Below are 8,525 nucleotides of genomic sequence, written 5' to 3' on the forward strand. Positions count from 1 at the left end.
CACGCCCCGCCGTCCTCACCCGCGGCGGGCACCTGCGTGGAATCATGGAGACATGAGCAACGACGCCGAGCACGCACACCCCATGAACATCGCCCACGAGCACGAGGACCTGCGCGAGGACGCCCCCGCCACCTCGCCGGTGACCGAGCTGAGCGAGGAGGAGAGCTGGGAGCTCCTCAAGCAGGCCCGCTTCGCCCGCCTGGCCACCCGGGACGGGGACGAGATCGACATCACGCCCCTGAACATCGTCTCGGACGGGGAGAAGCTCTACTTCCGCTCCGCCAAGGGAACCAAGGTGCTGCACCTGCAGCTGAACCCGAACGTGGCCGTGGAGATCGACCGCACGTCCGGTTCCCAGGCGCACTCCGTGGTGGTCCGCGGCACCGCGGCCATGATCACGGACGCGGACGAGATCAGGCGTGTGGAGGAGCTCGGGCTGCGGCCGTGGCTGAACACCGAGAAGATCGAGGTCGTGGAGATCACCCCCACCCGCATCACCGGCCGCGCGTTCCGGCTGGGTCACTGAGCGGTGCCCGCCCCGTCGCGCTCCACAGGGTCCGGTGACGCGCCGCTCGGTGCGGCAGCATCCCCCTCCGGCCCGTCCGGCACCCCCGTTTCCGGGTCCGTCCCGTTCGCCGCGGTGGATGACGCCCCGCGCTCGGACGACGCCGCCCTGGTCGCCCGCCTGCACGCGGACCTCGCGGCCGCGCAGTTCACCGTGGACCGCGTCACGGACCTGCTGGGCACGGAGGCCATGGCCGCGTGGTCCCGGGACCAGGCCGTGCCCGCGCGCCGGGCGCTGCGGCGCCACGGGGCCGGGGACCCTGCACTGAGCGCGCTCGTCGCGTTCTTCCTCCTGGGCGACCCGGTCCGCCGCTCCGCGCTCGACGCCGCCCTGCCCGCCGTGGGCGCCCACGGCCTGGACCGGCTGGGGCTGGTGGAGACCGGTTCCGGGCACACCACGGACGGTGATCCCGAGCTGCGCGCCGCGATGGACCTGCGCCCCTACGCCACGGACTCCTCCGCGGAGCTGTACGTGGCGAGCGACCTGGGGGCCTTCCAGCGACCGGGCGTGCTGCGCCGCGACCACGTGCTGGGGATCGGCGGGGCCTCCACCACCCTGGTGCAGTCCACCCCGCGGCGCAGCGTGGACCGGGCGCTGGACCTCGGGACGGGGTGCGGCATCCAGACCTTCCACCTGCTCGCGCACGCGGCCCACGTGACCGCCACGGACATCTCCGAGCGTGCACTGGCCACCACCCGCTTCAACCTGGTGCTCAACGCCGCGGCCCTCGGGCTGGACCCGGAGCACCCGGAGCAGCGGGTGCGACTGGTGCTGGGCAGTTTGCTGGAACCCGTGGCGGGGGGGCGCTTCGACATGGTGGTCTCCACCCCGCCGTTCGTCATCACCCCGCGCTCCGCGAGCGAGCGGGCCGAGGAGCGCTTCACCTACCGGGACGGCGGTCTGCCCGGGGACCGGATCGTGCGGGAGCTGCTGGCCACCCTGCCCTCCGTGCTGAACCCCGGAGGGACCGCGCACCTGCTCGCGAACTGGGAGATCCCGCGCGATGACCAGGAGGCTCCCGAGGCCACGTGGTCCCGCGGCCCGGACTCCTGGATCCCCCGTGACACCGGCGCGTGGATCGTCCAGCGCGAGCTGCAGGACCCGTGCGAGTACGCCGAGACCTGGTTGCAGGACGCCTCGCAGCAGCGCGATCCGGAGGCTTTCGACCGTGCCTACGCCGCCTACCTGGACGACTTCGCGTCCCGGGACGTGGCCGCGGTGGGCTTCGGCATGGTGTGGCTCCAGCGCCCCGTCAGCGCCGCGGCGAAGGACGCCGCGGCGTCGTCGTCCGTGCCGCGGATCTTCGAGACGGTGCCCCACCCCATCCAGCAGCCGATCGCCCCGGCGCTCGCCGCCGAGTGGGAGCGGACCGTGCGCCTGGCGCGCGAGGCCGCAGCCACGAACGATCACGACGGCGCTGCAGCGCCACGTGCGACGGCGGGAGCACCGGACGGGTACCCGGCCGGAACGGACCGGGCTTGGCTGGACCGGCGCTACACCGTGGCCCAGGACGTGACCGAGGAGCGCCACGGCGCACCGGGTGCGGAGGACCCCTCGCTGATCCTGCTGCGGCAGGGCGCGGGACTGCGGCGCACGGTGATCCTCTCCAGCGAGGCCGCGGGCTTCGCGGGGGTGTGCGACGGCGAGCTCACCGCCCGCCAGATCCTCACGGCCCTGGGCGCCCTGCTGGACTGGACGGAGGGACCGTCGGCGCAGCTGCTGGACGAGATCGAGGGGCTCGTCGTGCACGGGTTCCTGCTGGAGGTGCAAGACTGAGCCCGGGAGCAGGACCGCGCCCCTGATCCGCAGCGCGGGCCGTGCCGGGTGAGGACACTGCACCGGCCCCGCGCTCACGGGGAGCGGGACGCCGTGTGCCGTACGCTGACCACTCGGACGCGGGACGCCCGCACCCGCCAGCACCACACCGGGCGCCGTGCTCTACGCTGAACGGCGACCACCAGAGACAGACCCGCCCCGCAACCACGGGTCACGACGAGGAGCACCTTTGGCACCGAAGGCCACCAAGAACGCCGGCACGGGCAAGAGCCTGCTGATCGTAGAGTCACCGTCCAAGGTGAAGACGATCGCGGGCTACCTGGGGGACGCCTACGAGGTGGAGTCCTCCATGGGCCACATCCGCGACCTGCCGCAGCCCTCCGAGCTGCCCACGGACATGAAGAAGGGCCCGTACGGCAAGTTCGCGGTGGACGTGGAGCACGAGTTCGACCCGTACTACGTGGTGAACCCGGACAAGAAGAAGAAGGTCACGGAGCTCAAGCGCAAGCTCAAGGACGCGGACGCGCTCTACCTGGCCACTGATGGGGACCGCGAGGGCGAGGCCATCGCGTGGCACCTGCTGCAGGTGCTCAAGCCCAAGGTCCCGGTGTACCGACTCACGTTCCCCGAGATCACCAAGGAGGCGATCGAGCGCGGCTTCGGCCAGCTGCGGGACATCGACCAGGACCTCGTGGACGCCCAGGAGACCCGCCGGATCCTGGACCGCCTGTACGGCTACGAGATCTCCCCGGTGCTGTGGCGCAAGGTCTCCTCGGGTCTCTCCGCGGGCCGAGTGCAGTCCGTGGCCACCCGCCTGGTGGTGCAGCGCGAACGCGAGCGCATGGCGTTCGTCCCCGCGGACTACTGGGACCTCACGGGCACGTTCTCCCGCCCGGAGGGCCAGGACGCCGGGCGTCCCTTCACCGCCCGCCTGAGCTCCGTGGACGGCCGCCGCGTGGCCACGGGCAAGGACTTCGACGACCGCGGCCAGCTCAAGTCCTCCTCCGGCAACGCCCCGGTCACGCTGGACGAGGCCGTGGCCGCGGCGCTCGCCGCCGGCCTGCAGGACGCCACCTTCTCGGTCCGCTCCCTGGAGACCAAGCCGTACACGCGCCGCCCCGCGGCCCCGTTCACCACGTCCACGCTGCAGCAGGAGGCCGCGCGCAAGCTGCGCTTCACCTCCCGGACCACCATGCGCGTGGCCCAGCGGCTGTACGAGAACGGCTACATCACCTACATGCGCACGGACTCCGTGGCGCTGTCGGACCAGGCCGTCAACGCCGCCCGGGCGCAGGCCAAGGAGCTCTACGGCGCGGAGTTCGTGCCCGCATCCAAGCGCGTGTACGCCTCCAAGTCCAAGAACGCCCAGGAGGCCCACGAGGCCGTGCGCCCCGCCGGGGACACCTTCCGCACGCCGTCCCAAGTGCGCTCGCAGCTGTCCGTGGACGAGTTCAAGCTCTACGAGCTGATCTGGAAGCGCACCGTGGCCTCCCAGATGCAGGACGCCAAGGGAGACACCGCCACGGTCCGACTGGGGGCCACGGCCACATCCGCGGCCGGTGAGCTCGCCGGGGCCGATGCCGAGTTCTCGGCCTCCGGAACCGTCATCACCTTCCGGGGGTTCCTGGCCGCGTACGAGGAGGGCCGGGACGTGAACCCCGAGCTCTCCCAGGACAGCGGGAAGAAGGGTGCCAAGGACGAGGACAAGCGGCTGCCCGTGATGTCCGAGGGCGACGCCCTGGACGCCTCCGAGGTCACCGCGGACGGGCACACCACCACGCCCCCGGCCCGCTACACCGAGGCCTCGCTGGTGAAGACCCTGGACGAGCTGGGCATCGGACGCCCCTCCACGTACGCCGCCACGATCTCCACGATCATGGACCGCGGCTACGTGCAGGTGCGCGGCTCGGCCCTGATCCCCTCGTGGCTCGCGTTCTCCGTGGTGCGTCTGCTGGAGGACCACTTCTCCGACTACGTGGACTACGACTTCACGGCGGAGCTCGAGGACGACCTGGACCGGATCGCCCGTGGCGAGGCCGAGCGCGTCAAGTGGCTCACGGGCTTCTACTTCGGGGAGAACCCCAGCGACCCGGGCCTGAAGCCGCTCGTGGACGACCTCGGGGAGATCGACGCCCGTGCGGTGAACTCCATTCCCGTCACGGACGAGATCACGCTGCGCGTGGGCAAGTTCGGCCCCTACCTGGAGTCGGGCGGGACCGTGGACCCGGAGACCGGTGAGATCACGGATCCGGTGCGCGCGAACGTCCCCCTGGACCTCGCCCCGGACGAGCTCACCCCGGACAAGGCGCGTGAGCTGATGGAGATCGGCAAGGCGGACGGTCGCGAGCTGGGCGTGAACCCGGAGACCGGCCGGATGGTCGTGGCCAAGGACGGCCGCTACGGGCCCTACGTCACCGAGATCGTCCCGGAGCCCACCCAGGAGGAGCTGGACGCGATCCCCACGGAGTACTACAAGAACGGCAAGCCCAAGCCGAAGAAGATCGAGAAGCCCAAGCCGAACACGGCGTCCCTGTTCTCCTCCATGAACCTGCAGGACATCACGCTGGAGGACGCCCTGAAGCTGCTGTCCCTGCCCCGTGAGCTGGGCGAGGACACGGACGGGGAGACGATCACCGTGCAGAACGGGCGCTACGGGCCGTACCTGAAGAAGGGCTCGGACTCCCGCTCCATCTCCTCCGAGGACCAGATCTTCACCATCACCCTGGACGAGGCGAAGACCATCTACGCCCAGCCCAAGCAGCGGGGCCGTGCGGCGGCGAAGCCCCCGCTCGCGGACCTCGGCGCGGATCCTCTCACGGAGAAGCGGATGATCATCAAGGAGGGCCGCTTCGGCGCGTACATCACGGACGGTGAGACCAACGTGACCGTGCCGCGCGCGGAGGCGATCGAGCAGATCACCGCCGCCCGTGCGTCCCAGCTGCTCGCGGAGAAGCGCGCCAAGGGTCCGGCCCCGGCCAAGTCCCCGGCGCGCGGCAAGGCCCGCGCGGCCTCCGAGAGCACCACCGCCACGAAGTCAGCCACGACGTCGAGCACGGCCAAGAAGGCGCCCGCCAAGAAGACGGGGGCTGCGAAGGCCACGGGGACGACGACGAAGCGCGCCACCGCGGCCAAGGGCAAGACCGCCACGGGCTCAGCGGGCACCACCCGGAAGGCCCCCGCGAAGAAGACGAGCTGAGCCGGGGGCGCCGCGAGCGGCGTCGTCGGCCGGTGAACCCGCGGGGTGGGACACGCGCCCGCCCCGCCCGCGAGCGAAGGAAGACACATGCGGCTCTCCGTCCTGGACGTCGGCTCCAACACGGTGCACCTGCTCCTGCTGGACGTCTACCCCGGTTCCCGCCCGGAGCCGTACGCGTCCCACAAGGTGGCGCTGCGGCTCGTGGACCACCAGGACTCCTCCGGGCGGATCACGGACGAGGGCCGGGACCGGCTGACGGCGTTCGTGGTGGAGGCCCGGGACTTCGCCGTGGAGCACCGTGCGGAGGACCTGCTGGCGTTCGCCACCTCGGCCATCCGCGAGGCGGCCAACGGCGCCGAGGTGCTGGAGCACGTGCAGTCCGTCTCCGGGGTCACGCTCACGGAGCTGTCCGGGGACCAGGAGGCCGCCATCACGTTCTCGGCGGTGCGCCGCTGGTTCGGCTGGAGCGCGGGGCGGATCCTGGACTTCGACATCGGCGGCGGCTCGTTCGAGATGGCCATCGGCACGAACGCCCTGCCCGGCGTGGCCACGTCCGTGCCCCTGGGCGCGGGGCGGCTGTACCGCGGCTACCTGGCCGGGGCCGACGTCGCGTCCCCCGCCCAGTTCAAGGCGCTGCGCAAGCACGTGCGGGCCACGCTGCGCCCGGCCGTGGACCGGATCGCCGGGGGTGGTCACCCGAACCTCGTGGTGGGCACGTCCAAGACCTTCCGCTCGCTCGCCCGGATCTGCGGCGCGGCGCCGTCCGCGCAGGGCCCGTACGTCCAGCGGCTCATGCACCTGGAGGACCTGCGGCTGTGGACGCGGCGCATGGAGGCCATGTCCGTGGCCGAGCGCGCGGACCTGCCCGGGGTCTCCGAGCACCGTGCGGCGCAGGTGGTGGCCGGGGCGATCGTCGCGGAGACCGCCATGGACATGCTCAGGATCGAGACTCTGCAGATCTCCCCGTGGGCGCTGCGCGAGGGGCTGATCCTGCGCCGCATGGACCGGCTCGTGCGGGACTCCTCCAGCGAGACCGTCAACCCCAAGGACCTGGTGAGCAGATCATGAGCGAAACCCCCGGTGACTACCGTCCGCACGTGGCGTTGTCCACGAGCTCGCTGTACCCGCAGGGCGTGCCCGAGACCTTCGAGGCCGCGCAGCGCCTGGGCTACGACAGCGTGGAGGTGCTCGTCACGCACGAGCGGATGAGCCAGCTGACCCACCAGCTGCTGGACAGCATCCAGAAGTACCAGATCCCCATCTCCACCATCCACGCGCCCACGCTGCTGTTCACCCAGCAGGTGTGGGGCAAGTCCTGGACCAAGATCCAGATGGCCGCCAAGCTCACGCACCAGGTGGGTGCAGAGGTGGTGGTGGCGCACCCGCCGTTCCGGTGGCAGCGCAAGTACGCCAGGAACTTCGTGGCCGGAGTGCGGGAGGTCTCCCGGATGACGGACACCAAGATCTCCGTGGAGAACATGTACCCGTGGCGCGTGGCCGGGCGGGAGGCGGTCGTCTACTCGCCGCACTACAGCCCGCTGGGCCAGGACTACGACTGGGTCACGTGGGACTTCTCCCACGCCGCCACCGCCACAATGGACTCCCTCGCGGCCGTCAAGGAGCTCGGGTCCCGGCTGGGTCACGTGCACCTCACGGACGGCTCCGGGGAGACGCTCGCGGACGAGCACCTGCTCCCGGGTCACGGCGTGCAGCCCGTCGCGGCCACCCTCCAGTACCTGCGCGACCAGCGCTGGCAGGGTGTGGTGGGCGTGGAGGTCTCCACGCGCAAGGCCGAGTCCCCCGAGCAGCGCGACGAGTGGCTCGCGGAGTCCCTGGCCTTCGCGCGGCGGCACATGACGCTCTGAGCACCACGGCCGCGGACGACGTCGCCCGCTCCCGGCGGGCGCGCGGGCGGTGGAACCCGCTCGCGGGGATCCCCCCGCGCGCTGTACCGTCGTGAGCAGCATTCCCCGCTTTCCCCACCTCCCCGTGAGCCGCACCGGCACGTCGGTTCCGCGCCCGCGGGAACGAAAGGACTGATCCGATGAGCGAGGCGACCCTCACCTTCCTGGGAGCCGGTTCCATGAACGGCTCCATCCTGCGCGGTGTCCTGGAGGGCGGCAGGGAGGCGGGCTCGGTGCGCGCGACCACCCGTTCGGCGTCGTCCGCGGAGCAGCTGCGCCGGGAGACGGGTGTGAGCGTGTACTGCGCCGAGGAGCAGGACGGTGCGAACACCGAGGCCGTGCAGGGTGCGGACATCGTGCTGCTGGGCGTGAAGCCGTACGCGATCCTGGACCTGGCCCGGGAGATCGCCCCCGCGCTGGACCCGGCCACGGTGGTCGTCTCCGTGGCCGCCGGCGTGACCCTGGATGCCCTGCAGAAGGCGTTGCCGCAGGGCCAGCCCGTGGTGCGGTGCATGCCCAACACACCGTCCAGCGTGGGGCGCGGCGTGCTGTCCGTGACCCCGGGGGAGCACACTACGGGGGAGCAGCTGGAGGCCGTGAAGGCCGTTCTCTCCGCTGTGGGCACCGTGGTGGAGGTCCCGGAGCACCTGATCCGCGCGGTGACCGGCGTCTCCGGCTCCGGGCCGGCGTACGTGTTCTACCTCGCCGAGGCCATGCAGCACGCGGGTGAGCAGCTGGGCCTGGACCCGGAGACCGCGCGCGTGCTCGCCAAGGAGACCGTCTCCGGGGCGGGCGTGCTGCTCAGCCCGGAGGACGCCGATCCCGCGGCGCTGCGCAAGGCCGTCACCAGCCCGGGCGGCACCACGGAGCAGGCCATCACCACGTTCGACGAGAAGGGCCTGCGGGAGATCGTCGCCGCCGGCGCCGAGGCCTCCGCGGCCAAGGGGGACGAGATGGAGAAGGAGTACGGCGGCGAGTGACGCCGTCCGCCCACGCCCACCACACGAGACCACGCAAGGCGGTAGCACCATGACCACGTTCGGCATCGAGGAGGAGTTCCTCCTGATCGACCGCGGGGACAGGC

Annotated in this window: 6 protein-coding genes; all 6 read left to right on the top strand. The window is 71.7% G+C overall.

All coding sequences use genetic code 11. The annotated features are described in order from the left end of the window. The first annotated feature begins 52 nt into the window (after positions 1-52). Positions 53-526, top strand: coding sequence for a pyridoxamine 5'-phosphate oxidase family protein (locus CWC38_RS03610; protein WP_121845459.1), 474 nt, complete (start codon positions 53-55; stop codon positions 524-526). 114 nt (positions 527-640) lie between these two features. Beyond that, positions 641-2,341 (top strand): DUF7059 domain-containing protein, encoded by a 1,701-nt coding sequence (locus CWC38_RS03615; RefSeq protein WP_121845471.1) that lies wholly within the window; start codon positions 641-643, stop codon positions 2,339-2,341. A gap of 229 nt (positions 2,342-2,570) precedes the next feature. Then, positions 2,571-5,537 (top strand): type I DNA topoisomerase, encoded by a 2,967-nt coding sequence (gene topA / locus CWC38_RS03620; protein ID WP_121845460.1) that lies wholly within the window; start codon positions 2,571-2,573, stop codon positions 5,535-5,537. Positions 5,538-5,624: 87 nt separating this feature from the next. Further along, positions 5,625-6,605 carry a Ppx/GppA family phosphatase gene (locus CWC38_RS03625; protein WP_121845461.1) on the top strand — a complete coding sequence of 327 codons (981 nt, stop codon included), beginning with the start codon at positions 5,625-5,627 and terminating at the stop codon, positions 6,603-6,605. Further along, positions 6,602-7,402: a sugar phosphate isomerase/epimerase family protein gene (locus tag CWC38_RS03630; RefSeq protein WP_121845462.1), complete on the top strand. Its 801-nt coding sequence runs from the start codon at positions 6,602-6,604 to the stop codon at positions 7,400-7,402. Before CWC38_RS03625 ends, CWC38_RS03630 begins: the two co-directional genes overlap by 4 nt. Positions 7,403-7,581: 179 nt before the next feature. Further along, positions 7,582-8,421: a pyrroline-5-carboxylate reductase gene (gene proC / locus CWC38_RS03635; protein WP_121845463.1), complete on the top strand. Its 840-nt coding sequence runs from the start codon at positions 7,582-7,584 to the stop codon at positions 8,419-8,421. Positions 8,422-8,525: the final 104 nt, after the last annotated feature.

Source organism: Kocuria tytonicola (assembly GCF_003687455.1).
Lineage (GTDB): Bacteria > Actinomycetota > Actinomycetes > Actinomycetales > Micrococcaceae > Kocuria > Kocuria tytonicola.

Coding starts and splice junctions, on each gene's coding strand:
- CWC38_RS03610 (WP_121845459.1), top strand. CDS start 53: ATGAGCAACGACGCCGAGCACGCACACCCCATGAACATCGCCCACGAG.
- CWC38_RS03625 (WP_121845461.1), top strand. CDS start 5,625: ATGCGGCTCTCCGTCCTGGACGTCGGCTCCAACACGGTGCACCTGCTC.
- CWC38_RS03630 (WP_121845462.1), top strand. CDS start 6,602: ATGAGCGAAACCCCCGGTGACTACCGTCCGCACGTGGCGTTGTCCACG.
- proC (WP_121845463.1), top strand. CDS start 7,582: ATGAGCGAGGCGACCCTCACCTTCCTGGGAGCCGGTTCCATGAACGGC.